Source organism: Arthrobacter sp. zg-Y1219 (genome assembly GCF_030125545.1).
Taxonomy (GTDB): Bacteria; Actinomycetota; Actinomycetes; order Actinomycetales; family Micrococcaceae; genus Arthrobacter_B.
Genome location: NZ_JASKLY010000009.1, coordinates 296,683 through 321,333, shown reverse-complemented (window position 1 = coordinate 321,333; position 24,651 = coordinate 296,683). Strand labels below are relative to the sequence as shown.

Below are 24,651 nucleotides of genomic sequence, written 5' to 3'. Positions count from 1 at the left end.
CCGCCCCGTTGGCCGGCCGCGGGGGGCGGGGCCCGCCGCCGTCGGGGGGGCCCCGGGCCCCCCGCGGCACCCTAGGCTGAGCGCCATGACAGCCTTGATCTCCCACACGTCATTCGACAGCCTCGATGCCTTCGCCCAGTCAGAGTTCTGGGCCAACGTGCTCGGTTTCCACGACGACCCTGAGGATCCGAACGCGCCCGACGACGACGAGTGCATGATCTCCTCCCCGGACGGCACCCAGCGGCTGCTGTTTATTAACGTTCCGGACACCAAGCAGATCAAAAACCGTGTGCACCTGGACCTGCAGCCCGCCGAGGGCACCCGGGACCAGGAACTTCAGCGGCTGCTGCGGCTGGGCGCCCGTGAGGTTGACGACAGGCGCCTCCCGGACGGAACGGGCTGGGTGGTGCTCGCCGATCCTGAGGGCAACGAATTCTGCATCCTGCGCAGCGACGCCGAGCGCCGGGCCTCAGCGGCAGAGGGTTAGAACGTTGATCGCCCCCCCCGGATCGTGGCGGCCGGGACCGTTTCACCGGTTGCTGGCCCGCGGCGCCCCGATGCCGGGATCGATCTGGAACGGCCCGGACGCGGAGGGCCGCACGTCGAAATCGAAGATCGCCGTCGGAAGATAGACCGTGGAGCAGGAGTTCGGTATGTCCACCACCCCGGAGAGCCGGCCCTCGATCGGTGCGGCGCCGAGCAGCAGGTAGGCCTGCTCCGGGCTGTAGCCGAACTTCGTGAGGTAGTCGATGGCGTGCAGGCAGGCCCGCTGATAGGACAGGTGCGAGTCAAGGTAGCGCTGCTCGCCGTCGAGCGTCACGGAGGTGCCGGAGAACGCAATCCACTCGCTGAACTGCGGATCCGTGGTTCCGGGCATGAAGACCGCGTTTTCCTGCACCCCGTAGGTGTCCATGCCGCCCTTGATGATGTCCACCCGCAGGTCGATGAAGCCGCCCATCTCGATGGCGCCGCAAAAGGTGATTTCGCCGTCGCCCTGGGAAAAGTGCAGGTCGCCGACGGAGAGGTTCGCGCCGTCCACAAACACCGGATAGAAAATCCGGCTGCCCTTGGAGAGGTTTTTGATGTCCTGGTTGCCGCCGTTTTCCCGCGGGGGAGCGGTGCGGGCGGCTTCGGCGCCGACCCGTCCCCACTCGTCGGGCGGCAGGCCGCCAAGCACTGCGTGTTCCGCCTCGGGCGGCAGCGCCAGCGGGGGCACCCGGTGCGGGTCGGTGGCGATCAGGTCGCCCTCGCGCTTGTTCCACTTCGCGAGCAGAGCGGCCGACGGCGCGGTCCCCATCAGGCCTGGATGGATCAGCCCGGTGAAGGAGACACCCGGTACGTGCCGGGAGGTGGCTCTCTGGCCCGTGAAATCCCAGATGGCCTTGTATGCGTCGGGGAACTGCTCGGTCAGGAAACCGCCGCCGTTCTCGCGCGCAAAGATCCCGGTGTAGCCCCAGCCCTGGCCCGCCAGCGGGCCGGTGTCCTCCTGTGGAATGGGCCCGACGTCGAGGATGTCCACCACCAGCAGGTCGCCGGGCCGGGCGCCCTCCACCGCGAACGGGCCGCTGAGCTTATGCACGGTCAGCAGCGGAGCGTTGAGGATGTCCTCGGCCGAGTCGTCGTTGACGATGGCGCCGTCGAACCATTCCCTGCAGTCCACCCGGAAGGACTCACCGGGCTTGAGCACCGCCACCGGCGGAATCTCCGGATGCCACCGGTTGTGGCCCAGCTGTTCCTGGTCTTCGAACTTCTTCGACGAATCAAGGGGAAAGACGACCTTGGGCATGGCAACTCCTTAGCTGGGGGCGGATTCTGGCGGGTTAGTCGGGGCGGGGCAGCTTCCGGTGGAGCGGGTTGGTGGTGATATTGCCGCGGCGGCCGCCGGGGCGCGGTCCTGCTGGACGGGGCCCGTCGGCGGGGGAACGGACGACGGCGGGCTCTGCCGCCGAGCGCTGCGTGCTCTCGATCAGCCGGTAGGCGCTGGAATAGGCGCGGGAAAGATGAGGTGCCGTGAACCGCCGCGGCGCTGGTGCTCCGCAGACGGGGCAGGGGAGGGAGCCGGGTGCTTCGCCCATGGCCAGGGAGGCCTCGAAGTCTGAACCGGCTGGGTGGTCGGAGCAGTCCGGGCAGCGGTACGCGTAGAGCGGCATGGCGTTCCCTTTCGGCAGCGGCGGGAGAGCGCGAATCGGAATCTGCGGTGCTGCTCCGGCTTGCCGTCAGCCTAGGGAGGGGTTTGTTGCGAGTCAACGGTGGGCTTCAGGATGACAGGAAGGACGATAAGTCACAGTGCCGCGGTCGCCATAAGCCGCTGCAGAAGTTCATCACCTTGCCGGTGCGGTTATTTCGACATCCAGAGGGCATGCCTTTCGGGAAGTCCAAATTGTCGAAGAATGGTGACTGAAAGCACATCAAGAATGCCCTGGGGTAAAGTCAGCTGCATTGTCGAGTGGAATCTCCGTCGTGATATTTGCCGGCCGGCACGCGGGGTTGCAGCGCCGGCGGGATTGGGGGGATCCGGGCTGGAAGCATGGGCTGCTGCGCTGCATGACGGTTCGGTGTGGAGTGCGGCCGGTGCCAAGAAACAGATAAAAGCCACGAATTATATCATGGTAATAGAGGCAGAAAGCAGGGTGCACATCCCATTGTCGTGATAGCAGCCGTTTATGTCTTTTGGGCTAAGGTTGGACGTTATGAATTCTGACCCTTTACGTCCCAGCCAAGCGGCAGGCAGCACCGACGGGGCAACCGTTTCCGGCTCTCCGGAGAGCAGACACCCCGGGCGCCCCGTTGAACGTGTGAAAAAAGCGCTGCGCACTGCTGCTTCCGCCCCAGCGCTCAGCCTCCATCCCGGGCTGGTCCCGGGCATCAGCGTTGAGGACACTGGGGTCAACTATCCGACCCGGCGCGGTGTGTTCATTTTTGCCATGGCCATCTCTCTCGCCGTTCTGGCGTGGGCGATTTTTGCGCCCAGCAACCTCAGTTCCGTGGGCACCGGCATACAGGGCTGGGTGGTTGTGCATTTCGGCTGGCTGTTTAACGCCACCATGGTTGCCGCCGCGATCTTCATGCTGGTGGTAGGCTTCGGGCCGACCGGCAAGATCCGGCTGGGGGCCGACGACAGCACGCCGGAGTACTCCACCACGTCCTGGGTCTCCATGCTGTTCGCAGCTGGTCTGGGCATCGCGCTGATCTTCTACGGGCCGATGGAACCGCTCAGCCATTTCCTTTCCCCGCCGCCCTCGACCGATGCCGAGGCTGGCAGCTCCGCCGCCATCCTGCCGGCTATGTCGACCACCTTCCTGCACCAGGCCAGTCTCGCCTGGATCATCTACGCCCTGGTGGGCGGCGCCCTGGCCTACGCCTCTTTCCGGCGCGGCCGGCTGCCGCTGATTTCGTCGCTGTTCGAACCGGTCTTCCCCGACGGCAACAACCGGGTGCTGGGAAAGATCATTGACGTTTCCGCCGTGCTGGTGACACTTTTCGGCACCGCGACCTCGCTGGGCATCGGCGCGCTCCAGATCCGCACCGGAGTCTCGATCATCACGGGCCAGGAGCTGGGCAACGGCTTCGTCGTCGTCGCCATCAGCCTCCTGACGGTTGTCTTCACGATCTCCGCCGTCGCCGGCATCAAGAAGGGCATCCGGCTGCTCTCCAACCTCAACATGACCCTGGTCATTCTGCTGACGCTCTTTGTCCTTCTGACCGGGCCGACGTTCTTCCTGCTCGATCTGCTGCCGGCCTCGCTCATCGCGTTTGTCGGCAACATGCCGGACATGCTGACCGTCTTCGCCGGCCAGGGTGCCGAGCAGGAGGACTTCCTGACCGGCTGGACCACCCTGTACTGGGCCTGGTGGATCTCCTGGTCGCCGTTTGTGGGAATGTTCATCGCCAAGATCTCCAAGGGCCGCACCCTGCGCCAGTTCGTCACCGTCGTCGTCTTCGTTCCCTCGGCAATCTCCATCGCCTGGTACACGGTCTTCGGCGGCACCGCCATCTGGATGAACCAGAACGGGGTGGACCTGACCGTGAAGGACAACGGCGAGAACGTCATGTTCGATCTGCTGGCCAACCTGCCGCTCAGCTCCCTGACGCCCATCGTGTGCATGCTCGCGATTATGGTCTTCTTCGTCACCGCCGCGGACTCGGCCGCCAACGTCATGGGCTCGATGTCCCAGTCGGGCCGGCCCGTGCCCTCGAAATCGGTGACCATCATCTGGTCGGTGGCACTCGGGCTGATCGCCATGTTCCTGCTGCTGGCGGGGGGCCACAACGCCCTCTCGGGACTCCAGGCCATCATGGTGACCTGTGCCCTGCCGTTCACCATCATCCTCGTCGGCGTGATGGTGTCCTGGGCCAAGGACCTGCGCAACGACCCACTGATGATCCGCCGCCGGTACGCGATGGAGGCCATCAGCGGCGGCGTGCGCCGCGGCATCGACGAGCACGGTGACGACTTCGTGTTCGGTACCTCGCACGTGCCGGAGGCCGAAGGCGCCGGCGCCGACTTTGAGAGCGACGACCCCGCCCTCACCGACTGGTACACGGACAACGTCCAGGACCCGGACGTCGTGGAGGGTCCGGAGGAGGAGCACTCGGACAAGGCGAAGGTCGGCGCCGTCGACTAGCGCTCTTTTCTAACTGAAAGCGGAAGCGGGAACCCTCGGGTTCCCGCTTCCGCTGTTTAAGCAGCCGTGCGCCGGTCAGGGAATAACTCTCCTGCGTCTGAAATACTCGCCGGATGGGTGCATGGGGACACGGAATTTTTGCCAACGATACTGCTGCTGACATTCGCGGGGAATACCGCGAACTTCTTGAGGACCAGGTTCCGGATGCGGAAGCGACCCGTCGTGTCATCGAGTCGTTTGCCTACCTCCGGGAGGACAGTCCGGCGGAGCTGTGGATAGCGCTGGCCGCGGCGCAGTGCCAGGTGGGCCGGCTGGACGACGCGGTGAAGGCTTCAGCGCTTGCTGTGATCGACCAACGAGCCGGGCTCGAGGAGTGGGTGGAGGCGGGACCGGCCGACCTCGCCCTACGCGTCGCGGCGCTCCAGGAACTGCGTGATCAGCTCACCGGTCCGCAACCCGCGCGGAAAACGCTCCGCCGGCCGTGACAGGACGCCCCGGGGTACCCGTCGGTGGCTGCCGCTACTAGCCTGTAGCGGTGGAAGGGAGCCACCGATGCAGAGGACCTATCCCGAGGGCGTGCCGAGTTGGATCGACACCGAGCAGCCCGACGTCGACGCAGCCGCTGACTTCTACGGCGAACTCTTCGGCTGGGAATTCGAGGACGCCATGCCGCCGGATGCGCAGGGCCGTTACCTGATAGCCAAGCTCGATGGCGCGGATGTCGGCGGGCTGGCCGGCAGCGATGAACCTGCCGCCGTGTGGAACACCTATGTTGCCGTCGACGACGCCGATGCCGCAGCGGGGCGGCTGGAGTCCGCGGGCGCCACGGTGACATCCGGGCCGGCCGATGCGGGGGAGGGCGGCCGTGCCGCCGTGCTGGCGGATCCGGAGGGCGCCGAGTTCCGCCTCTGGCAGGCCCGACGCCGGTTGGGGGCCCAAGCGGTGAACGTGCCCGGGGCGTGGAATTTCAGCGATCTGCATACTGCCGACATCGGTGCGGCCAGTGGGTTTTACCGGGAAGCGTTCGACTGGCAGGCCGACGACCTCGGTTACGGGTGGCTGATCCGCCGGCCCGGCTACGGCGACCATCTTGAGGCGACGGTCGATCCCGGCATCCGGGCGCGGCAAGCGGAGATCTTTGTCCCTCCCGGATTTGAGGACGCGATCGCCTGGTACGTGGATGCCGCCCCCAACGACCAGCCGCACTGGCATGTCACCTTCGCCGTAGCGGACCGCGACCAGACGGCTGCTCTCGCGGAGCGGATCGGCGCCAGCGTCCTGAGCCAGACCGGATAACAAAATGTTGGCACCAGGTCTCTTCGTCAGCTGATCGCAGGTCGCGGTTTCGGGCGCATATGTTCGCCGGAGGGCAGGTCGCGTGCAAGTGGAGAAGCTCAGAGGCTGATCGAAAGCCGTTACTTACAAAGCATCAGTTTGGATTTCGTCCTCCGGATCGATCGCCAGCGCCGCCGGCAACGGCAACCCATATTTGTCGCACAGGAATCTGGTCTGGCAATACCGTTGGGCGTCGGAAGCCACGTTGCCGAGGATCGCAGAATTCATACCAGCGCCGATGAGGACGCCGACGAGCGGGACAACTTTGGCGACGTTCTGAACTGGCACTCTGGCACCGGCCGGCCCCAGCTGCTGTATTAATTTCTCGAGGGCGGCCAAAAGACGGTGGTCCTGGCGGAGTTTCTGCGACCATTTGACGCGTCCCTTGACCGCGTCCGCAGCCCGTGCAGCATGACGCAGCGGCTCGGCTTTAGCCGCCTGCGCCATGAAGGATCGGTTTACCAGGCGCTGAATGAAGATCTGCTCAGCAGGGTCCTTCGCGTCGTAGCCGTAGGAGTACGCGATGCGCGATGCGATCGACGAGCTCAGAACCTGGATGACGAGGATGTCCGCCGTCATCGCCACGGGTATCCCGGCGACTGGGACCATAGCGAGCAGGCCCATGATGCCGCCCTCGAACGCGCCAGCGGTTCGCCACCTAAGGGCGTTCAAGGTCAGCAGTCGATCGCAAACCTTGAGGTCTTGCTGTTGCAGTTCGCTGAATATCCCGATGTTGAGGCCCCGCTTGCGAGCGAGCTTCTCGACGCTCTTCGGGTCGTTAAGCTCAAGGGCCCAGTCGTTCACCAGTTCCAGAAGCGCTGTAGCCCCTTCAACCGCCGGTCGCACGGACTTGATGGCGACGGCTTCGCCTGCGCGACGGATAGGGTTCATGACTGCCTCTGGCACGGCGTCCGAAACTCGGTTCGCGGCGTTGCCCGCTATCTCACCGCTGCGGTTGAGAGCGGTGCTCGCCCAGTTTGGCAGGCCGCGGCGGTTGTTGCGACGCTGCCAGTGCTTGTTGAGTGCCTCCCACACCTGTCCCTCGTACGTGCTCATCAGGGTTGGCCCGTCGAGAAGCGGGGCGGTGTAAGTGCTCATTCAAGCTCCGTTTTCACTTTTTGGCTGGTGAACCATGACGCTACCAGCCCGTCTACTGGATAACGCCAAGGCTGTTAGCAGGGTGTTCTAGTGCCGACGCCTACGACGTGGGAAGGACCGTGTTTCCCATTCTGCAAACATGGCTAGGGGGTGGCAGCCGGCAGACTCAGTCCCGTTTGCTCCTCACACCGCATCTTCGCAGTGAGATAGGTCGTCAGGTCCTCCTGGGTTTTGCCTTTGGCGAGGGAAATCTTCGTTGTCAATAATTCAATTTCTGTAACGTTGCGCATTACTGCCGCTTGGAGAGCCTCCTGGGTTATAGGTCCTTCCGCGTCGTAGCTAAGGAATGCCTCTTCGGCAGCGAGGTAAGCGTTCTGGCAGGGTGCGGGCATCGCCTGAACGGTTTCGGTAACTGTGCGCGTCACAATCTCAGGTTCAGGCGTGCCACCGTAGCCGATTGCCGCGCCTGCCACCAACGCAACAAGTGCGACGGCTCCGAATTTAGCGGCAGCTGTCCTTTTACCGGATTTGCGCGGAACCTCCGGCTGAGTCATCGTCAATTCCTGCGGGGGCGCTGGAGGGGAGTTGTCCGTGTAATTCAATGAAGCTTCCTTGCGGTCAAGTCGGAACGGGCTGAGAAGGCTGCTGCCCGTTTGTTGCTTAATCATTATCCGCTGAGAGTTTGCCAACTTAATTCGGTATGTTTCCGTGAGAGGCGCCCTGACCGAGGCATTTCACCGCAGCTTTGCGATCAACCGGATGGGTGAACCGTCCGACATCGCCAAGGCGGTGGTCTTTCAGGCCTCCGATTACGCCGGCTGGATTACCTGCACCGATCTCCTGGTCGACGGCGGGACCCACCTGCGGGGGATGCCGGACTATGCCGGCCATCTCCGCGGCGGGACGGGCTAATTCCGGGCGGGACGTTGACCGCTGGCCGTGGCGAGACCACAATCGCACTGTCCAATCGGACGGGTTCCTGACAATAAGGGGAGATCGCCGATCATGGCCGAGAAGAAAATCGAGCACCCCACCGTGGAGGAACGGGTTGCAAAGGGCAGGGGAAGCCGGGAAAAGACTCCCCGCTCCAGCCACGCCGGTTGGAAGCCCGCCCCCGACCGGCCCGATCCGGTCGCGCTCCTGGAGGAACAGAACCTCACCCGGGATCAGGATCTCGTACCGGTGCGGCACGGCCGGATGCTGGCCTCCCCGTTCACGTTCTACCGGGGCGCGGCCAAGATCATGGCCGCAGACCTGAAGGACACACCCCGGGCCGGCCTGCGCGTCCAGTTGTGCGGAGACGCCCACCTGTCCAACTTCGGACTGTTTGCCTCGCCGGAGCGAAACCTGCTGTTCGGCCTGAACGATTTCGACGAAACCCTTCCGGGGCCGTTCGAGTATGACGTCAAGCGGATGTCGGCAAGCTTCACGATCGCGGCCCGGAACAACGAGTTCACCGAAAAGGAAACGCGGGAGGCGACTCTCACGGCGGTTAGGGCCTACCGCGAAGCGATGACCGAATTCTCGCAGATGCGCACCCTGGACATCTGGTACGCCCGGCTGTCCGAGGAGTTGCTGGAAACTCTGCAGACGGGCATGTCCTCCCAGAAGGGCAAGGACTCGAAGAAATCCCGGAGCATTGAAAAGGCGGTGCGGAAGGCTGCCGCTAAGGCCCGCACCCGGGACAGCCTGCAGGCACTCTCCAAGCTCGCCGAGCGGGTGGACGGGAAATACCGGATCGTCAGCCAGCCGCCTATCGTCATTCCCCTCCGGGATCTGGAAGACGCGTACGGCATGTCCGGTGATGAGGTTCAGCAAGCGCTTCGTGAACAGTTCCGGTCCTACCGGACCACATTGCAGGCTGATCGGCGTGACCTGCTCGAGCGCTTCGAAGTCATCGACGCCGCCCGCAAGGTCGTGGGTGTCGGCAGCGTCGGAACCCGGGCGTTCATCGTGTTGCTCCAGGGCCGCGATCAACAAGATCCCCTGTTCCTCCAGATCAAGGAGGCCAGGAGATCAGTGCTCGAGGATCACTTACCCAAGAGCAGGTACAGGCAGCCAGGCGAGCGCGTTGTGCAGGGGCAGCGGATGATGCAGGCGGCCAGCGACATCTTCCTGGGATGGACCAAGGGCGTGCAGGACAACCGGTTCCTGTACTGGCGTCAGCTGCGGGACATGAAGGGGTCCGCCGTTGTGGAAGCGATGCGTCCGGCCGGCCTGACCTTTTATGCCCAGGCCTGCGGCTGGACCCTGGCGCGGGCGCACGCCCGATCGGGCGACCCGGTTGCGATTGCCGCCTACCTCGGCAAGAGCGACAAGTTCGACCTTTCAATCACCGATTTCTCCGAGCGCTACGCCGATCAGAACGACCGGGACTACCAGGATTTCGCCGCTGCCGTCGGATCGGGCCGCTTGGAAGCAACCGAGGGCGTATAGCGCGCGGACTCGGCCGTCGTAACACTTCCCAAGTGCGGGTATTATGATCCCACCTCAGGACCAAGCAAGCGCTTCGCTGGGGGATTCAGACCAGTCGTTGACAGCATGACGGCTAAAAACCGATGTATCCGAGCAACGAAAGTGAATTGATGACAACGACGTCAGGGCTGCCTCAGGCATCCTCCATTTCCCGCGTGCCAGCTCCCTCCACGGCGGGAGCAACCGATGCCCCGGCAACAAAGTCGGCGGGCCACGTGATTGTCGATTCGCTGGCCGCCCATGGGGTGGAGCGGACCTATGTGGTGCCCGGCGAGAGCTTCTTGGACGTGCTGGACGGCCTGGCCGACTCGCCGATTGAAACCATCGTGTGCCGGCACGAGGGCGGGGCCGCCTACATGGCAGAGGCCGCCGGCAAGATGCAGCAGCTGCCGGGGATCGCCATGGTCACCCGTGGACCGGGCGCCGCCAATGCGCACGTTGGCCTGCACACGGCCTGGCAGGACTCCACACCGATGGTGCTCTTTGTCGGACTGATTCCGTTTGAGCACCGGGACCGCGAGGCGTTCCAGGAGTTCGACATCAAGGCCTGGTTCGATACCGGAGCCAAGCGCGTCATGGTGCTGGACCACCCCGAGCGGGCGTCCGAAATTGTGGCCGAAGCGATCTTCGCCGCGATGAGCGGCCGGCCGGGCCCCGTCGTCGTCGGCCTTCCCGAGGACATCATCCGGCAGGAAATCAGCGCCGTCCTGCATCCGCCGATTCCCGTCGCCCCCGGCGGCATGACCGTGACGGACTGGAAGGCGCTGAAGGCAGCGCTGAAGGACGCGGAGAAGCCGCTGTTCGTGACCGGCGGCAATGACTGGACGCAGGAAGGGGCGGATGCCCTGACCGGGTGGCTGGAGGAACACCACCTGCCCGCCGCCGCGGAGTGGCGCTGCGAGGGCACCGTGTCCTTCGACTCGCCCTCCTACGTGGGGCCGATCGGCTACGGCCGGCCGAAGCCCACCTACGACCTGCTCGAGGAGACCGACCTGCTGATCTTCGTCGGCACCGTGCCCGGCGACGTGCTCACCGACGGTTTTGTGGTCCGGCAGGACTGGGCGAAGAAGAACTTCCTGGTCTCGATCGATCCCTCGCTGCGCGGCCGGTCCGGCCCCGTCTCCTATCAGATCGTCGCCAAGCCGGACGTCTTTATCCGTGACCTGGTGCTGATGGACCTGCCGGTCAAGGAGGAGTGGAAGGCCTGGACCGCCCGCATGCGCGGCGAACAGGAGGCCTTCGCCGCCCTGCCGCCGGCAGCCCCCGGCACCGGGCGGGCGCGGATGGACACGCTGATGGCGCACCTGGTGCCCACCCTGCCCGACGACGCCGTGGTCACCCTGGGTGCGGGCGAGCACACCAACTGGGCCCACCGCTACTTCCCGACCAAGCGGTACGCCTCCATGCTCAGCGCCCGCAACGGGTCCATGGGCTACTCCGTGCCGTCGGCGGTCGCGGCCTCCCTGACCTATCCGGGCCGGCGCGTGGTGACGATTGCCGGCGACGGCGAGTTCCTGATGAACGGCCAGGAGCTGGCGACCGCCGCCCAGTACGGGGCCACCCCGCTGGTGATCGTGATGGACAACCAGGAATACGGCACCATCCGCACCCACCAGGAACGCCACTATCCGGACCGGGTCTCCGGCACCCAGCTGAAAAACCCCGAGTTCGCACTGATGGCCCAGGCCTTTGGCGGCTTCGGCATCAAGGTGGAGCGCGACGCGGACGTGCCCGCCGCTGTTGAAGCTGCGCTCCGGGCCATCGATGAGGACAAGACCTTCGCGCTCATCCACCTTGTTGTGGAGCAGCGGGTTCGGGCCTACTGAGGAAGGGGCGACGACGGCGCCGGCCGCCGTCGTTAGCCCCCGGGCACGGGAGGTGGCGCGTTCTTTACGGCGGCCAGATCTTGATGAAACACCTCGGGCTCACGGTCAAGCGGAAGCGCCGCGGTGTCTGCAGCCCCGTCGAGGGCCGCGGGAGGGTCCGCCGCAAGGGGCGCGAATAGGGCGGCAAGGTCCTCCTGTTCGGCCCCTGGTCGGCAACAAGTTCGCAGGTTTTGCGGACGGCCGCATCAAGTTCGAGGCTGCCGATGAGCACGCGGGCGATTTCGTCCCGGGCGATGACGCCGTCGGCCGGTGTTCCCGACTGCCGCTTGTCGCCCTGGAGCAGAACGATCTTCCGCTGGTCCGGTTCGTTGTAGTCGAACCATCCGGGCCGCACGATGGTGTAGGGATTGCCGCTGGCGTGGACGAGCCGCTCGCTCCGCAGCTTCCATTCGCCGTAGGCGACGCCGGGGCGGGTGACGCCGATGGCAGTCATGAGCGCGATGCGGACCCGCCTGCCGTCGAGCGTCTTGAGGACGTTGGCGACGCCGGCGTAGTCGTTGTCCCGGACATCGCGCTCACTCGTGGTGGATCCGTGGGTGAACACAATCGCGTCGACGCCGGCAACGGCCGGGCCGAGGGAATCGGGCCGGGTGAGGTCCCCGACCACGACGTCCACCTCGCCGGGGAGGATGCGGACGGCCCGGGCGTGGTCGCGCACGAGCGCGCGGACGCTGTGGCCCTGGCGCAAGGCCTCGGCGACGGCGTGGCGGCCGACGCTTCCGGTGGCACCGATGATCAGCACTGTGAAGGAATGGTGGTTCATTGCTGCTCCTTATCAGGGCGCCCCCGAGGGCTTCGTGCACGCTGGGAGGTCAGCAACTTCCGCCCGTCGTCGCTGGGGGTTATCGCTTCCACGCTACGCGAGGCGCTCCGGGGGAGGGAGGATCAGGGGCCTGCTGAGTGCCCGTGAGGCTCGTGCCGACGCCCAAACGAGGCCGGCAGCTTCACCCGTCGCCCTCGAACCCTAGGATGGAGAGGTGACCGGAACCTCGAAATCTCCCAGCCCGTCCGCCTCCGCCGCATCCTCCGAGCCGAAGGCGGGAAGCAACCTCAGTTCGCTGCAGGCCGCCCGCTCCGCGGTGGCCGCACTGACCGCGGCAGGGGTGACCGACGTCGTCATTGCCCCGGGATCGCGCAGCGCCCCGCTGGCCTACGCGCTGGCGGAGGCCGAGGTACAGGGACGGGTGAAGGTGCACGTGCGGATCGACGAACGCGTCGCCGGGTTCACCGCGCTGGGCCTGGCCCGCGGCGGACACCGGCCGGCCGCCGTCGTCACCACCTCCGGCACCGCGGTGGGCGAATTGATGCCCGCGGTAATGGAAGCCCACCACGCCGGTGTGCCGCTGGTGGTGCTCTCCGCCGACCGGCCCGCGGAGCTGCACGGGACCGGCGCCAACCAGACCACCGTCCAGCCCGGGATCTTCGCCGAGTTTCCCGCCTCCACCGCGAACGTGCGCGCCGGAGATGACCCCGCCGGAGCCATCGGTGCAGCCTTCGACGCGGTAAGCGCCGGCAGCCCGGTGGGGCCGATCCACATCAACCTGCAGTTCCGTGACCCGCTGATTCCGCAGGACGGCGACACCGCCGAACTGGCAGTCCCCGACGCCGAAACAACGGACGCGAAACTGCCGGCAGAACCCGTCGCCACCGCCCGGGACGCCGCTGTACTGGCCAACCAGCCCGGAACGCACCGGGCCGTGGTCATCGCCGGCGACGGCGCCGGCGAGATCGCGGCCCTGTTTGCCCGCCGCGCCGGACTGCCGCTGCTGGCCGAACCGTCCTCGAACGCCCGCTTTGGCCCCAATGCGATCGGCGCCTACCGGCTGCTGCTCGAGGAGCTGGGCCCGGAGATCGAGCGGGTGGTGGTCTTTGGCCGGCCCACACTGTCCCGTCCGGTCGCCGCGTTGCTGGCCCGCCGCGACGTGGAGAAGGCGATCTATGTGCCGCGCCCGGTCAACTGGTTCACCGCCGGCCGCCGGCCCGAAACCATCATCACCGACCTGGCCGGACTCTTCGACTTCGCCGGCGAAGGCACCCCCGGCTGGCTGGAACGCTGGCAGGCCGCCTCCGCCGCGGCGTCGGCGGCGCTGTCCTCCCTGCTCGAGGGCCGGAGCGAGCTGAACGGCCTGCACGTCGCCGACCTCGTCTGGGACCACACCGACGGCAACTTGGTACTCGGCTCCTCCAACCCGATCCGCGACCTGGACCTGATGGCCGCCCCGGACTGGCATCCGCTGGACGTCTACGCCAACCGCGGGCTGGCCGGCATTGACGGCACCATCGCCACGGCGTCGGGTATCGCGCTGGCCAACGGCATCCCCACCCGGCTGCTGCTGGGCGACCTGACTTTCCTGCACGACGCCGGGGCCCTCCTGCTCGGCACCGGGGAACCGGAGCCGGACCTGCAGATTGTGGTGCTGAACGACGGCGGCGGCGGCATCTTCGCCACCCTGGAGCACGGCGCGCTGGGGGAGGAGCAGACGGAGTACACCGCCGTCGTCGAGCGCTTCTTCGGCACCCCGCACACCGTGGATGTGTCAGCGCTGGCCGCCGCCTACGGCGTGCCGCACCGGCTGGTTCGCAGCGTCGACGAGCTCGACGCCGCCCTGGACGCCCCGGTCTCCGGCCGCTCCATCCTGGAGGTGCCGGTGCAGCGGGCCTCGCTGCGGGAGCTGCACGCGAAGGTCAAGCGTGCGGTGCAGGAAGTGCTCGCCTAGCCAAATGAGTATGAGGGCAATCCAACCAGGTGATGCCACTCAAAAGACGGGTATTTGGAGGGGTCGAAAAGGGTCCAGTTTGGCCGGTTTTGGGCTTTTTCGAAGCGGAAATGTCAGAGGCGGGTGAAAGCCTGAAGGCATGGATCAGCACAGGAGAAATCCCGGCACGGATGCCGGACCCGAACAGGCTGCGGAACCCCGCAGTCTGGCGGTCTATGAGGCTGAGCTGGTCCCTGGCACTGTCTCCGCCGACGGTTCGTTTCCCTTCGCCGACGGCCCCACGGATGCCGAATCAGCCTCCGCACCGGGATACCGGGACGGGTTCACCGGGTCGCTGGCCCTGCAGGGTGTCGAGGTTCTGGACGATGAAGAAGCCAGCGCCGTCCTCACACGGCTGGATCATGTGATCCGGTGGGCGCAGGCGCAGCAGGCCAAGGTCCTGCACCGCATCGAAACTGTTTACCGGGAGGACATTCGGTCCGCGACCGGAACCATCGACCCCCAGCTGGCCTTCAGCCTCGCCGCCTCGGAAGCGGCGACCATCCTGCAGCTGCCGTACAACACCGGGAAACGGCTCATGGTCCAAGCTGGAACCCTATGCCAGACCCATACCGCTACCCTGACGAAGCTGCAGGACGGCGGCATCAGCTACGGACATGTCCAGACAGTGCTGGAACAATCGGTCGGTGTGCCGCGCCCGGCACTGCCGGACTTCGAGGCGAAGCTGCTGGAACTGGCGGCCGGACAGACTCAGCCCCAGTTTGGTGTCCGGGCCCGGCGGTTGCGGGAAAAGGAGTACCCCGAGACCATCGTGGAGCGGCAACTCACTGCGTTTGAGCAGCGGAAAGTGTGTCTGGAACCGGCTCAGGACGGCATGTCATGGCTCTCAGCGTTGCTGCCTGCGGAGAAGGCGCAAGTAATCTTCACCCAGCTGTGTCAGGCCGCCCGGGGTGAGCAGGCCGCCGGGGACCCACGGACGGTGGATCAGCTGCGCGCGGACATTCTGCAGGATCTGCTGCTCAACCGCGGCGGCCACACCTGCGGCACTGTGAGCGCAGGGAAAGCCGATAAAGCAGCCGGGTCGAACATTGCCAGCGCCAAGGGCTCCCGCGCCACGAAGGATTCCAGCGCCAACGATTCCAGCACCACCTGCACCGGCGGCGGAGCCAAGGCCCGGGCCGAAATCCTGGTGCTGATCACCGCCGAAACCCTCTGCGGTGCCGACGACCAGCCCGCCGAACTGCACGGGTACGGCCCGATCAGTCCGCAGACCGCACGTCGGATGGCCCGCGAGGCCGCGAAATGGACCCCGGTGGAGCGGGATCCGGACACCGAGGAAATCCTGAGGGTGGGTCGAAGACGGAAAGTCCCCTCCGGGTTGAAGCGTTGGCTGCGGGCGCGGGATGGGACCTGCCGGTTTCCGGGGTGCCGATCGAACGCGGTGATTTCCGAGATCGACCACACCAAACCCTGGGCGCAGGGTGGGGCAACGGATCACGACAACCTCGAGCATCTCTGCCGGCGGCACCACATGTTCAAAACCGAGGGCTTCTGGAAGGCCCGACAACCCGAGCCCGGCATCATCGAGTGGACGTCACCAGCCGGCCGGACCTACCGGACCGAACCGCACTTCTCCCTTGCATCCGATGCCTCCGACGCCGAGAAACCTCCCGGACCTCCACATCGGGCCCAGCCGTATTTCCCGATCCCGAACGTGCCGGAGAGCGATGTCCCGGATGACTACGGCGGAAACCCACCGCCGTTCTAGGTGCCTTTCCCTCGTACATCTCCGCCGCCGTCCCGGCCAAAACAAAAGCAGCCCTCCCGCACGCCATGTGCGGGAGGGCTGCTGCGTCCAGGCGTGAAGTCCTAGAGCACCTTGGAGAGGAACTCGCGGGTGCGGGGGTGCTGCGGGTTGTCCAGCACGTCGCTCGGACGCCCCTGCTCGACGACGACGCCGCCGTCCATGAAGACCACGCGGTCACCGACCTCGCGGGCAAAGCCGATCTCGTGGGTCACCACCATCATGGTCATGCCTTCCTCGGCCAGATTGCGCATGACCGCGAGCACGTCGCCCACCAGTTCGGGGTCCAGGGCGGAGGTGGGCTCATCGAAGAGCATCATGTCCGGATCCATGGACAGCGCCCGGGCAATGGCCACGCGCTGCTGCTGGCCGCCGGAAAGCTGGGCGGGGAACGCGTCGCCACGGTCGCCCAGGCCAACCTTGGCCAGGTTCTTCCGGGCAACCTCCTCGGCCTCGGCCTTGCCGCGCTTCTTGGCGCGGCGCTGGGCCAGCGTGAGGTTCTTCAGCACGTTCAGGTGCGGGAAGAGGTTGAACTGCTGGAAAACGATACCGATTCGGGTGCGGACCTTGTCCAAATCCGTCTCGGGATCGGTGATGTCGACGCCCTCCACCAAGATGGTGCCGCTGGTGGGCTCCTCCAAGCGGTTGACGCAGCGCAGCAGGGTGGACTTGCCGGAACCGGACGGGCCGATCACGCAGACCACTTCACCCTGGTCCACGTGGAAGTCGATGCCCTTGAGGACCTCGTTGGAGCCGAAGCTCTTGTGCAGGTCCCGCACCTGGATGGCGGGTACGGCGGTGTTGGCGGCGGCGGGGGAGCTGGATGCTGCAGTGCTCATGGCAGTCACCGGCCTCTCTGGTTGTGACGTTCAAGCTTGGCCACCAGCTGCGTCAGCGGCAGGGTGATGATGAGGTACATCAGGGCAGCCAGCACCAGCGGAGTGGGGTTGGCGTTCTGTGAGACGGCGTCGCGGGCAAACGTGGTGAGTTCGCGGTCCGCCAGCGCCATGCCCGCAATGAACAGCAGCGAGGTGTCCTTGATCAGGATGACCAGCTCGTTGGTCAGCGGCGGGGTGATGATGCGGAAGGCCTGCGGCAGGGTCACGGAAATCATGGTCCAGGCCGGGCCCATGCCCAGGGAACGGGCCGCTTCAATCTGGCCGGCCGGAACCGCCTGGATCCCGGCGCGGATGGTCTCGGCAATGTAGGCGGCGGACACCACGATCAGGGCGATCAGACCGCCGCCGGCGTTCCCACCGGGCCATTGCCAGGAGAAAGCGATCGGAACGGCAAAGGCAAAGGCAAAGATGACCAGCAGGGCCGGCAGACCGCGGAAGGTCTCAATGTAGGCAGTGGCGGCCCAGCGGTAGGGTGCAACCGGGGAGAGCTTCATCAGGGCCAGGATGAGGCCCAGGATCAGGCCGCCGGTGAAGGCGATCGCCGTGTAGATGATGGTGTTCTTCGCGGCCACTGTGATGATGGTCGGGAAAGCTTCCTTCGCCACTTCGACGTCAAAGAAGTTCACCCCGATGGCTTTCCAGTCAGCAAGCAGGACTATGGCCACGACGACCAGAATAAAGATGGCATACAGGCTGCCCCGGAAGAGGCGTCTGCGGGTGGAGGGTTTCAAGGTGGAGCCTTCCGCGGAAGATATGTGTGGCGCCGTCCCGGATTGGATCACAACCCGGGACGGCGGAACGTTCAGTGCTTGTCAGTGCTTATTCAGCAAAGTATTTGTCGTAAATTTCGGTGTACTTGCCATTGTTCCGAAGTTCGGCCAGCTGGGTGTTGACCTCTTCGATCAGGGCGGTGTTGTCCTTCTTGGTGGCGAAGCCGTAGGACTCGTCCGTCTCGTACTCTTCGACAATGTCGAAGTCGCCGTCCTTTGTGTGGGACGTATTTACTGCGATGTCCTGCAGGATGGCGTCGATGCTTCCGCCCTGAATGGCCTGGAACAGCTCGCCGTCACCGGGGTATTCAACAATCTCGGCGTCCTGGGCGTTCTCCTGCGCGTAGGCGGCACCGGTGGTGGACTGCTGCACGCCAACCCGCTTGCCGGCGAGATCCTCAATGCCCTGGATATCCGATCCCTTAGGAACCATCAGGGTCTGCAGGGAGTCGTAGTACGGGTCGCTGAACAGCAGCTTGTCGGCACGCTCGGGCGTGATGGTGACGGCGCTGGCGCTCAGGTCGCACATCCCCGCGGTGACGGCAGTCCCGCCCTGGATGGCTTCAAAGCCCTGCTGCTGGATTTCCATTTCCAGGCCCATCCCGGTGGCGACCTCCCGGATCAGGTCGATATCAAAACCGGTGTATTCCCCGTCCTCCACATACTCGAACGGTACGTAGGGGATCTCGGAGCAAACGGTCAGGGTGCCCTCGGAAACCAGTCCGAGTCCGGAGTTGGCACCGGACTCGCTGGAGGAATCATCTCCACCGCAGGCGGTCAGCGCCAGGGCGCCCAGAGTCACTGCGGCAAGGGCGGTTCTGCGTGCTTTTGTCAGCATGGATCTATAACCTTTTCGTGGACGGAGCCAGTGGCGATTGCCCCTTCAAAAACAGATGAAAGCAATCTAGATTCTACGCAGGTCTGATTTCAGCGGACGCATTGACGGCGGAAATCCGTCCGTCCGTCGGGCAGGCGGTTGGCGCAGATGCGCCTATTCCGTGAAGTACTTGTCGTAAAGCTCGGTGTACTTTCCATTTTCACGCATGGCGGCGAGCTGCTTGTTGACCTCTTCAACCAGCTTCTCACTGCCTTCCTTCTTCATGGCCAGGCCGTACGCCTCACCGGTGGGGTAAGTGGCAACGATCCTGAAGGAATCACCGTCCGTGTGGGCAAGGTTTACGGGCAGATCCTGCAGGACGCCCGCAATGTTGCCTGCCTGCAGCGCCTGGAAGAGTTCGGCGTCAGTCTGGTAGGAGATGATTTCGGTGTCGGAGGGCGCGTTGTCGCGGGCGTAGCTTTCACCGGTGGTGCCCTGCTGGATGCCGATCTTCTTGCCGGCCATGTCCGCCAGGGACTTGGCCGTGGAATCAGCCGGCACCAGCAGCGACTGCAGCGAGTCGTAGTAGGGGTCGGAGAACGCCAGGTTCTTCTCGCGTTCCGGGGTGATGGAGACTGCCGCGGCAATCAGGTCGCACTGGTTGGCGGCGAGGACGGTGCCGCTCTGCAGGCCGTCAAAGCTGGCGTTCTGCACTTCCAGCTCGAGGCCCATGCCGGCGGCGATTTCCCGGGTCAGGTCCATGTCGAAGCCGGTGTATTCGCCGTCGTCGCCCACGTATTCAAAGGGCTGAAACGGAACGTTGGAGCAGACGGTCAGCGCACCCTCGTTGACCAGAGGGATTCCGGACTCCGTTTCCGCCGTATCGCCGCCGCTGCAGGCAGTTGCGGTCAGGGCGCCGAGAGCCAGGACGGCTGCAAGTGCGGTGCGTGCTTTGTTCAGCATGGGAAAACAACCTCAGATCGGAAAAAGACGGGACCAGTTCCGGCGAACCGGAGCACATCAGGCCTGCATAAATATGCAGGCTCCCTCAATTGTACGCACTCCCGGGAGGTCCTTCTACACGTCGTTGGTCACACCGTCAAGGGGCGGATTCCGCTAGGACCCCTGCACCGCACCCACGGCCCGGTCCAGGTCCAGCGCTTCGAGCATGGGCCGAAACTTGCTCCAGGTCTCCGCCAGTTCCGCCGCCGGGTTCGACCCGGCCACAATGCCGCAGCCGGCATACAGGCGCACGGCGCGGGGACCCTCGATGACGGCACCGCGCAGGGCGATGCCCCATTCGCCGTTGCCTTCGGCATCCATCCAGCCGACCGGCCCGGCATACGGCCCGCGGTCCATGTGCTCAAGTTCGCTGATCAGCTCGCCGGCAACGCTGGTCGGAAAACCGCAGACGGCAGCCGTGGGATGCAGTGCCTCCACCAGTGCCAGCGAGGTGGGAATCCCGCCGTCGGCGCCGGGAGCCAGATCCGCGGCGACGTCGGACGCCAGATGCCACACATTGGGCAGTTCCAGCACGAAGGGCTCGGTGTGCGAAGTCATCGACGAGGTGAACGGTTCCAGCTGGCGGGTCAGCGAATCGATGGCGATCTGGTGCTCGTGCCGCTGCTTGTCCGAGCCGGCCAGCATCCGCTGCGCATATTCCGGATCATCCGCCGGCGCGGTGGCCCGGTCCAGGGTTCCGGCCAGGACGCGGGCGCGGGCGACGCCGTTTTCCACCTTGATCAGCATCTCCGGCGTGGAGCCGATCAGCCCGTCCACCGAGTAGGTCCAGCAGCTGCGGTAGCGCAGGGCCAGCTCGCGCAGCACCTGCGCCGCGGAAACCGGGGATCCCAGCGAGGCCACGATGTCGCGGGCCAGGACGATCTTGCTCAGGTCTCCGGCGTTGATGTGCGCCACCGAGCGGGCGACGGCGTTCTTCCACTCGGCCTCGCTGAGGTTGCCGGGCAGAATTTTGTCTTCGGGATCCGGTTCCCGGGCCACCGGCACCTCGTCCAGGTAATGGGCCAGGGCCGCCTGCGCGGTGGCCAGGCTCAGCTCGGCGTCGGGGTCCGCCGTCGTCTGGGTGATCCAGGCGACGCCGTCGCGGCTGCCGACAATGATCTCCGGAACCACCAGCCGGGATTCAAAGGGGGAGCGCTTCGAAAAGCCGAAGGAGCCGAAAGCGGCCAGTCCGCTGCCGGGAACGACCAGCGGATTCTCGACGTCGGCGTCGGAGGCGAGCTTCAGCCACCACTGCTGAGCGTCGGCGAACCGCTCCGGGCCGCTGGCGGTGAACCGTGCGCTTTCACCGAAGCCCACCAGCCCCTCACCGCTGCGGATCCAAGCAAGCTGGTCATTGAGGACCAGGTACTCCAGGAGCCCGATTGTGGCGGACAGCTCACCAATGGGCACGGTCAGGGAACGCAGGGTGGTCATAATGACTCCAGCCTACTCCCCGCACGGATGTGCAATGGATTACCTGCCTCACCGCCGCGGCTGCCCGCCGCCCCGCCGGTGAGGAACCAGACACAGCCGCCCGGCGTTCGGTCCCGTGCACATTCTTTGAGACAATGATCGAGTGAATCGCGCATCGTTGGATAAACGCCCGGATGAAGTCGCTGCCATGTTTGATGACGTGGCGCCGAACTACGACATTGTGAACGACGTGCTGTCCCTGGGACAGACGCGCCGTTGGCGCCGCATCGTGGTGGACGCCGTGGGCGCCGCTCCCGGCCAGCGGGTCCTGGACCTGGCCGCCGGAACGGGCACCTCCAGCGAGCCCTACGCCGACGCCGGCATCAACGTGGTGGCCTGCGACTTCTCCCTCGGCATGCTCAAGGTCGGCAAGCGCCGCCGCCCGGACATCGACTTTGTGGCCGGCGACGCCACCAACCTGCCGTTCGAGGACAACTCCTTTGACGCATCCACCATCTCCTTCGGCCTGCGCAACGTGAACGAACCGAAAAAGGCGCTCGCCGAGATGCTGCGCGTCACCAAGCCCGGCGGCCGTCTGGTCATCGCCGAGTTCTCCTCGCCCACCCAGCCGGCATGGCGGACCATTTACACCGAATACCTGATGCGTGCGCTGCCGCCCATCGCCCGCGTGGTTGCTTCCAACCCCGACGCCTACGTCTACTTGGCCGAATCCATCCGTGCCTGGCCGAACCAGGACCAGCTGGCCGGCTGGATCACCGAATCCGGCTGGGAAAACGTGGCCTACCGAAACCTCACCGGCGGCATCGTGGCTGTGCACCGCGCTGTAAAGCCGGGGAGGACAGCCATCTAAGTGAACGTCCTCATCGTTGGAGCCGGCCCCGCCGGTTCCACTGCCGCTTACTACCTTGCCCGGGCGGGAGTGGAAGTCACCGTCCTGGAAAAGACCTCCTTCCCGCGGGAGAAGGTCTGCGGCGACGGGCTCACCCCGCGTGCCGTCCGGGAGATCCAACTCCTGGACCTGCCGCATGACGAAGCCGACGGCTGGCGGCGGAACAAGGGACTGCGCCTGATCGCGGCGGGCCGCACCGTGGAACTGCCCTGGCCGGTGCTCTCGGACTTCCCGAACTACGGGCTGATCCGCACCCGGCTGGGCTTTGACGAGGCGCTGGCCCGGCACGCGCAGGCGGCGGGCGCCCGCATCCTGGAACGCCACTCGGTCACCTCGGCACTGCGCGACGATGCCGGCCGGGTCACCGGCGTGGCGGCCAACGTGCTCGACGACGACGGCAGGCGCACCGGGGAAACCCGCGAGTTCTTCGCCGACGTCGTGCTGGCCGCCGACGGCAACTCCAGCCGCACCGCGCTGAGCCTGGGCATTGAAAAGCGCGACGACCGGCCGCTCGGCGTGGCCGTGCGCACCTACTTTGAAAGCCCGCGCACCAACGACGACTGGATGGAAGGCTGGCTGGAGCTTCCCGACGCCGCCGGAAAACCCCTGCCCGGCTACGGCTGGATTTTCGGGGTGGGCGACGGCACCTCGAACGTGGGCCTCGGCATCCTGAACACCTCCAAGGAATTCGGCAAGCTGGACTACCGCAAGGTCCTGCGCGACTGGACCGCCGGGATGCCCGCCGAATGGGGTTTCACCGCGGAGAACCAGGTGGGGGAGATCCGCGGTGCGGCCCTGCCGATGGGCTTCAACCGGACCCCGCACTACTCGCCGGGGCTGCTCCTGCTCGGCGACGCCGGCGGCATGGTCTCACCGTTCAACGGCGAGGGCATCTCCTACGCCATGGAGTCCGCCCGGTTCGCCGCAGACTTCATCGTGGCCGCGCAGGCCGAGGCACGCACTCCGGGCCTGCTGTCCGCCTCGGCGGCCTTCGACTCCCGGCTCGCCGGCTATGCCGACCACATCCGGTCCGAATGGGGCAGCCACTTCACGCTTGGCCGGATCTTCGCCGGCCTGATCGGCAAACCAGCCATCATGAAGCTGGCCCTGCGCACCGGCATGCCGATCCCGGTGCTGATGCGGTTTGTGGTCCGGATGCTGGCTAACCTCACTGACCACAGCAGCAAGGGTTTGGAGGATAGAGTTATCGCCGTGCTGGAAGCTCTTGTTCCGGCCGCCTCGAACCAAGATGCAGGCCCCGTCCCGCTGTCCAACCCGCTCCGACGAAAAGTTAGTCTAAAACCGTGACTGAATCCTCGAACACCAGCCCGGATACTGCCGCTGACGATGCCGTGCGCGCGCTGCCGGCCGGATTCGCACTGATCGCCGAAGACCCGCAGCTGGGTCCCTCGATCGCTGCGACCCTGGAGCAGGTCGAAGTCCAGCTTCTGGGCGCGATCTCCCAGTCGGATCCCTTTGCCAACGCCACCTCGCGCCACCTGGCGCAGGCCGGCGGCAAGCGGATCCGTCCGCTGCTGGTACTGCTGGCCTCGCATCTGGGTCCGGAACCGAACAACGCCAAGGTGGTCCAGTCCGCCGTCGTCGTCGAACTGACGCACCTGGCCACCCTCTATCACGACGACGTGATGGACTCCGCGCCGCTGCGCCGCGGCGCCCCCACGGCGCACGAGGTTTGGGGCAACTCGGTGGCGGTGCTGACCGGCGACCTGATTTTTGCCCGCGCCTCGTCCCTGGTGTCCGAACTCGGCGGGGAAGCCCTGGGCATCCAGGCCCGGACCTTTGAGCGGCTCTGCCTGGGCCAGCTGCACGAAACCGTCGGCCCGCACGACGGCCAGGACCCGCTGGAGCACTACCTGTCGGTGATTTCCGGCAAGACCGCGTCGCTGATCGCGGCGTCGGGCCAGATGGGTGCGCTGTTCTCCGGTGCCACCCGGCAGGCAATCGACATCATGGTGGAATACGGCGAGAAGGTCGGCACCGCCTTCCAGCTGGCCGACGACGTCATTGACGTCACCGGCCGCGAGGCCAAGTCCGGCAAGACGCCGGGCACCGACCTGCGCGAAGGAGTGCCCACCCTTCCGGTGCTGCTGCTGCGCCGCAAGGCCGCCGCGGGCGATGCCGAGGCCGCAGCCGTGCTAGAACTGGTGGACGGGGACTTGAGCTCGGACGCGGCGCTGGAGGCCGCCGTCGAGGCGCTGCGGGAAAACCCGGCCACCGCCGAAGCTTGGGCAGTGGCCCGGCAGTGGTCCGATGAGGCGGTGGCGGTGCTCGAGCCGCTGCCCGATTCGGTGGTCAAGCAGGCGCTGGCCAGCTTCGCCCGGGCCGTGGTGGAGCGGGACGTCTAGAGCCCGTACTCCGAGACCGTGAGGACCGCGCGCAGCTCGGCGGCCTTCCGGGCGCGGACGGCCGGATCAACGATCGGGCGCTTGGGCGTGAAGTAGAGTCCGTCGTTGTCCCAGCGGGGCAGCACATGCTGGTGGTAGTGCCAGACGTGCTGGCTGCCGGCCGGCTCGTTGTGCTGGCGCGTGGTGACGCCGTCGGGCCGCCAGGCCGTCTTGATGGCCACCGCAATGTCCCGGGTGACGATCATGAGGCGGGCGGCGACGTCGTCGGGCAGTTCATACAGCAGCTCGAAATGCTCGCGCGGGGTCACCAGGACGTGGCCGGGCTCCGGATCGAAGCCGTGCGAGGCGATGAACGCGAGGACCAGGTCATCGGAATAGACCAGGTCCCCGGGCTCGCACAGGTTGCCCGGAAACCGGTACTCCCCGGAAGCCATGTCGCAGAACGGGCACTGGTAATTCTCCGGTGCGTGGCTGGGCCACACCGCGTTCCGCGGTGCGCCGCCAACGGTGCCGGGCTGCTGCATTCAGGGCTCC

At 65.9% G+C, this 24,651-nt stretch carries 23 protein-coding genes; 12 read left to right on the top strand and 11 right to left on the bottom strand.

Annotation, left to right across the window (positions count from 1 at the left end):
* Positions 1 to 85: 85 nt before the first annotated feature.
* Positions 86 to 487 (top strand): VOC family protein, encoded by a 402-nt coding sequence (locus QNO00_RS06290; protein WP_284023959.1) that lies wholly within the window; start codon positions 86 to 88, stop codon positions 485 to 487.
* Between the two features lie 42 nt (positions 488 to 529).
* Here the strand turns inward: QNO00_RS06290 and fmdA are convergent, their stop codons facing one another.
* Both fmdA and QNO00_RS06280 read right to left on the bottom strand, forming a co-directional pair.
* The gene (fmdA, locus tag QNO00_RS06285; protein WP_284023958.1) at positions 530 to 1,786 is read right to left on the bottom strand and encodes a formamidase; all 1,257 of its coding nucleotides are present in this window, start codon (positions 1,784 to 1,786) and stop codon (positions 530 to 532) included.
* 34 nt (positions 1,787 to 1,820) lie between these two features.
* Complete coding sequence (locus tag QNO00_RS06280; protein WP_284023957.1) at positions 1,821 to 2,150, bottom strand: FmdB family zinc ribbon protein; 330 nt, start codon at positions 2,148 to 2,150, stop codon at positions 1,821 to 1,823.
* 645 nt (positions 2,151 to 2,795) lie between these two features.
* On the opposite strand from QNO00_RS06280, the gene QNO00_RS06275 reads away from it, so the two are divergent.
* The 3 genes from QNO00_RS06275 to QNO00_RS06265 all read left to right on the top strand — a co-directional run bounded on the left by QNO00_RS06275 (position 2,796) and on the right by QNO00_RS06265 (position 5,921).
* A complete protein-coding gene (locus QNO00_RS06275) occupies positions 2,796 to 4,625 on the top strand; it encodes a BCCT family transporter (protein WP_229964764.1) in 1,830 nt (609 codons plus the stop codon).
* A 113-nt stretch (positions 4,626 to 4,738) separates the two neighbouring features.
* Positions 4,739 to 5,110 carry a DUF4259 domain-containing protein gene (locus QNO00_RS06270; protein ID WP_284023956.1) on the top strand — a complete coding sequence of 124 codons (372 nt, stop codon included), beginning with the start codon at positions 4,739 to 4,741 and terminating at the stop codon, positions 5,108 to 5,110.
* A 67-nt stretch (positions 5,111 to 5,177) separates the two neighbouring features.
* The gene (locus QNO00_RS06265) at positions 5,178 to 5,921 is read left to right on the top strand and encodes a VOC family protein (RefSeq protein WP_284023955.1); all 744 of its coding nucleotides are present in this window, start codon (positions 5,178 to 5,180) and stop codon (positions 5,919 to 5,921) included.
* A gap of 123 nt (positions 5,922 to 6,044) precedes the next feature.
* Here QNO00_RS06265 and QNO00_RS06260 read toward each other — a convergent pair whose 3' ends face one another.
* Together QNO00_RS06260 and QNO00_RS06255 are read right to left on the bottom strand one after the other, a co-directional pair.
* Complete coding sequence (locus QNO00_RS06260; protein ID WP_284023954.1) at positions 6,045 to 7,058, bottom strand: EcsC family protein; 1,014 nt, start codon at positions 7,056 to 7,058, stop codon at positions 6,045 to 6,047.
* Between the two features lie 143 nt (positions 7,059 to 7,201).
* Entirely contained in the window at positions 7,202 to 7,726 is a 525-nt protein-coding gene (locus tag QNO00_RS06255; protein ID WP_229964768.1) for a hypothetical protein, read from the bottom strand.
* A gap of 40 nt (positions 7,727 to 7,766) precedes the next feature.
* Here QNO00_RS06255 and QNO00_RS06250 point away from each other — a divergent pair, with 40 nt between their 5' ends.
* From QNO00_RS06250 to QNO00_RS06240, 3 genes are all read left to right on the top strand, one after another.
* Positions 7,767 to 7,970 carry an SDR family oxidoreductase gene (locus QNO00_RS06250; protein ID WP_229964769.1) on the top strand — a complete coding sequence of 68 codons (204 nt, stop codon included), beginning with the start codon at positions 7,767 to 7,769 and terminating at the stop codon, positions 7,968 to 7,970.
* A gap of 93 nt (positions 7,971 to 8,063) precedes the next feature.
* Positions 8,064 to 9,494 (top strand): DUF2252 domain-containing protein, encoded by a 1,431-nt coding sequence (locus tag QNO00_RS06245; protein ID WP_284023953.1) that lies wholly within the window; start codon positions 8,064 to 8,066, stop codon positions 9,492 to 9,494.
* Between the two features lie 149 nt (positions 9,495 to 9,643).
* Positions 9,644 to 11,359, top strand: coding sequence for a thiamine pyrophosphate-dependent enzyme (locus QNO00_RS06240; protein ID WP_284023952.1), 1,716 nt, complete (start codon positions 9,644 to 9,646; stop codon positions 11,357 to 11,359).
* 64 nt (positions 11,360 to 11,423) lie between these two features.
* Here QNO00_RS06240 and QNO00_RS06235 read toward each other — a convergent pair whose 3' ends face one another.
* Positions 11,424 to 12,182: an SDR family oxidoreductase gene (locus tag QNO00_RS06235; RefSeq protein ID WP_284023951.1), complete on the bottom strand. Its 759-nt coding sequence runs from the start codon at positions 12,180 to 12,182 to the stop codon at positions 11,424 to 11,426.
* Positions 12,183 to 12,396: 214 nt separating this feature from the next.
* Here QNO00_RS06235 and menD point away from each other — a divergent pair, with 214 nt between their 5' ends.
* The gene (gene menD / locus QNO00_RS06230) at positions 12,397 to 14,136 is read left to right on the top strand and encodes a 2-succinyl-5-enolpyruvyl-6-hydroxy-3-cyclohexene-1-carboxylic-acid synthase (RefSeq protein WP_284023950.1); all 1,740 of its coding nucleotides are present in this window, start codon (positions 12,397 to 12,399) and stop codon (positions 14,134 to 14,136) included.
* Between the two features lie 139 nt (positions 14,137 to 14,275).
* Positions 14,276 to 15,904, top strand: a complete 1,629-nt coding sequence (locus QNO00_RS06225) for an HNH endonuclease signature motif containing protein (RefSeq protein WP_284023949.1) — start codon at positions 14,276 to 14,278, stop codon at positions 15,902 to 15,904.
* Positions 15,905 to 16,005: 101 nt separating this feature from the next.
* Here QNO00_RS06225 and QNO00_RS06220 read toward each other — a convergent pair whose 3' ends face one another.
* The 5 genes from QNO00_RS06220 to QNO00_RS06200 all read right to left on the bottom strand — a co-directional run bounded on the left by QNO00_RS06220 (position 16,006) and on the right by QNO00_RS06200 (position 20,862).
* A complete protein-coding gene (locus QNO00_RS06220) occupies positions 16,006 to 16,779 on the bottom strand; it encodes an amino acid ABC transporter ATP-binding protein (protein ID WP_284023948.1) in 774 nt (257 codons plus the stop codon).
* A gap of 5 nt (positions 16,780 to 16,784) precedes the next feature.
* Positions 16,785 to 17,570: an amino acid ABC transporter permease gene (locus tag QNO00_RS06215; protein ID WP_284023947.1), complete on the bottom strand. Its 786-nt coding sequence runs from the start codon at positions 17,568 to 17,570 to the stop codon at positions 16,785 to 16,787.
* An 88-nt stretch (positions 17,571 to 17,658) separates the two neighbouring features.
* Positions 17,659 to 18,447 carry a transporter substrate-binding domain-containing protein gene (locus QNO00_RS06210; RefSeq protein WP_284023946.1) on the bottom strand — a complete coding sequence of 263 codons (789 nt, stop codon included), beginning with the start codon at positions 18,445 to 18,447 and terminating at the stop codon, positions 17,659 to 17,661.
* A 153-nt stretch (positions 18,448 to 18,600) separates the two neighbouring features.
* Entirely contained in the window at positions 18,601 to 19,389 is a 789-nt protein-coding gene (locus tag QNO00_RS06205; protein ID WP_229964785.1) for a basic amino acid ABC transporter substrate-binding protein, read from the bottom strand.
* A 153-nt stretch (positions 19,390 to 19,542) separates the two neighbouring features.
* A complete protein-coding gene (locus QNO00_RS06200) occupies positions 19,543 to 20,862 on the bottom strand; it encodes an isochorismate synthase (RefSeq protein WP_502863147.1) in 1,320 nt (439 codons plus the stop codon).
* Positions 20,863 to 21,004: 142 nt separating this feature from the next.
* On the opposite strand from QNO00_RS06200, the gene QNO00_RS06195 reads away from it, so the two are divergent.
* The 3 genes from QNO00_RS06195 to QNO00_RS06185 are packed head-to-tail and all read left to right on the top strand — an operon-like array spanning position 21,005 to position 24,117.
* A complete protein-coding gene (locus QNO00_RS06195) occupies positions 21,005 to 21,712 on the top strand; it encodes a demethylmenaquinone methyltransferase (protein WP_229964786.1) in 708 nt (235 codons plus the stop codon).
* Positions 21,713 to 23,059 carry a geranylgeranyl reductase family protein gene (locus tag QNO00_RS06190; RefSeq protein ID WP_284023945.1) on the top strand — a complete coding sequence of 449 codons (1,347 nt, stop codon included), beginning with the start codon at positions 21,713 to 21,715 and terminating at the stop codon, positions 23,057 to 23,059. It begins immediately after the preceding gene.
* A complete protein-coding gene (locus QNO00_RS06185; protein ID WP_229964788.1) occupies positions 23,056 to 24,117 on the top strand; it encodes a polyprenyl synthetase family protein in 1,062 nt (353 codons plus the stop codon). Before QNO00_RS06190 ends, QNO00_RS06185 begins: the two co-directional genes overlap by 4 nt.
* Here QNO00_RS06185 and QNO00_RS06180 read toward each other — a convergent pair.
* Positions 24,114 to 24,641, bottom strand: a complete 528-nt coding sequence (locus QNO00_RS06180) for an HIT family protein (protein WP_284023944.1) — start codon at positions 24,639 to 24,641, stop codon at positions 24,114 to 24,116. The genes QNO00_RS06185 and QNO00_RS06180 overlap by 4 nt on opposite strands.
* Positions 24,642 to 24,651 lie beyond the last annotated feature (10 nt).

What these genes read in the sequence shown, in the direction of transcription:
- QNO00_RS06290 (WP_284023959.1), top strand. Translation starts at nt 86, where the DNA reads ATGACAGCCTTGATCTCCCACACGTCATTCGACAGCCTCGATGCCTTC.
- fmdA (WP_284023958.1), bottom strand. Translation starts at nt 1,786, where the DNA reads ATGCCCAAGGTCGTCTTTCCCCTTGATTCGTCGAAGAAGTTCGAAGAC.
- QNO00_RS06280 (WP_284023957.1), bottom strand. Translation starts at nt 2,150, where the DNA reads ATGCCGCTCTACGCGTACCGCTGCCCGGACTGCTCCGACCACCCAGCC.
- QNO00_RS06270 (WP_284023956.1), top strand. Translation starts at nt 4,739, where the DNA reads ATGGGTGCATGGGGACACGGAATTTTTGCCAACGATACTGCTGCTGAC.
- QNO00_RS06265 (WP_284023955.1), top strand. Translation starts at nt 5,178, where the DNA reads ATGCAGAGGACCTATCCCGAGGGCGTGCCGAGTTGGATCGACACCGAG.
- QNO00_RS06260 (WP_284023954.1), bottom strand. Translation starts at nt 7,058, where the DNA reads ATGAGCACTTACACCGCCCCGCTTCTCGACGGGCCAACCCTGATGAGC.
- QNO00_RS06255 (WP_229964768.1), bottom strand. Translation starts at nt 7,726, where the DNA reads ATGATTAAGCAACAAACGGGCAGCAGCCTTCTCAGCCCGTTCCGACTT.
- QNO00_RS06245 (WP_284023953.1), top strand. Translation starts at nt 8,064, where the DNA reads ATGGCCGAGAAGAAAATCGAGCACCCCACCGTGGAGGAACGGGTTGCA.
- QNO00_RS06240 (WP_284023952.1), top strand. Translation starts at nt 9,644, where the DNA reads ATGACAACGACGTCAGGGCTGCCTCAGGCATCCTCCATTTCCCGCGTG.
- QNO00_RS06235 (WP_284023951.1), bottom strand. Translation starts at nt 12,182, where the DNA reads ATGAACCACCATTCCTTCACAGTGCTGATCATCGGTGCCACCGGAAGC.
- QNO00_RS06225 (WP_284023949.1), top strand. Translation starts at nt 14,276, where the DNA reads ATGGATCAGCACAGGAGAAATCCCGGCACGGATGCCGGACCCGAACAG.
- QNO00_RS06220 (WP_284023948.1), bottom strand. Translation starts at nt 16,779, where the DNA reads ATGAGCACTGCAGCATCCAGCTCCCCCGCCGCCGCCAACACCGCCGTA.
- QNO00_RS06210 (WP_284023946.1), bottom strand. Translation starts at nt 18,447, where the DNA reads ATGCTGACAAAAGCACGCAGAACCGCCCTTGCCGCAGTGACTCTGGGC.
- QNO00_RS06205 (WP_229964785.1), bottom strand. Translation starts at nt 19,389, where the DNA reads ATGCTGAACAAAGCACGCACCGCACTTGCAGCCGTCCTGGCTCTCGGC.
- QNO00_RS06200 (WP_502863147.1), bottom strand. Translation starts at nt 20,862, where the DNA reads ATGACCACCCTGCGTTCCCTGACCGTGCCCATTGGTGAGCTGTCCGCC.
- QNO00_RS06180 (WP_284023944.1), bottom strand. Translation starts at nt 24,641, where the DNA reads ATGCAGCAGCCCGGCACCGTTGGCGGCGCACCGCGGAACGCGGTGTGG.